The organism is Rhodoferax ferrireducens (genome assembly GCF_003347515.1).
In the GTDB taxonomy this organism is placed as follows: Bacteria; Pseudomonadota; Gammaproteobacteria; order Burkholderiales; family Burkholderiaceae_C; genus Rhodoferax.
The window spans coordinates 1-691 of the sequence record NZ_QEII01000267.1; the positions used below are offsets into that span (position 1 = coordinate 1).

1 protein-coding gene is annotated in these 691 nt (G+C 56.9%); it reads right to left on the reverse strand.

What is annotated here, in order from left to right; all coding sequences use genetic code 11:
* Window positions 1-147: 147 nt before the first annotated feature.
* Window positions 148-492, reverse strand: coding sequence for a hypothetical protein (locus C5P05_RS11215; protein ID WP_114969932.1), 345 nt, complete (start codon window positions 490-492; stop codon window positions 148-150).
* Window positions 493-691: the final 199 nt, after the last annotated feature.

Genomic DNA, 691 nt, shown 5'->3' on the forward strand with positions numbered 1-691 from the left:
CGTTGCCAGGGCGACGAAGCCCGCCATGCTCAGGCTCAAAGCACCCACGGCAATGCGTTGTTTAAGGCTTGCCATGGTCGACCTTCGGTTTATCTGGCGTCCAGTAGACGGCCCAGTGCCACCACATGGCTAGTGTGTAGGGGTTGATCATTTGTGGGGTGGAGTGGGTGGCACTCCTGTTTTCCAGAGTGTCCAAGCACCCCAGAGTGAAGTGCACAACAACACAATGGCGCCAATGGGCCGGGCCAGTGCGCCAATCCAGTTCAGCACCTTGAACGCGCCTTTCATCGACTGGAAGAACTCAACCATGTCGGAGGTGGACGAGTCGATGCGAATGGTGGCGGCCGTGTTCTCTTGCAAGTCGGCCCGGAGCTGCTGCATGGCGGAGTCGCCGTCTTCAAGCCGGCTCTCGATAGCCGCAAACCTTTTCAGGTTGTCTTTGTGGTGCGCCTCATCGACAAGCGCCTGTGTTGGGTTGGTGGGATCACTCATGTAAGGGATTGTGCGAATCCCACGCACGTTCGACAAACCTTAGCGGGGGCGGGTTGGCAGTTCTTCCACTCCAGAATGAAAAAAGCCACCGGGTTAGGGTGGCTTTTTAAGGCGGTAAGAGTTGCCACTTCTTGCTGTAGCTTCGCATTCTGGCCCCGACTTACATCTTCCATCGGCTCGGGGCAACACTGATCAATTG

What these genes read in the sequence shown, in the direction of transcription:
- C5P05_RS11215 (WP_114969932.1), bottom strand. Translation starts at nt 492, where the DNA reads ATGAGTGATCCCACCAACCCAACACAGGCGCTTGTCGATGAGGCGCAC.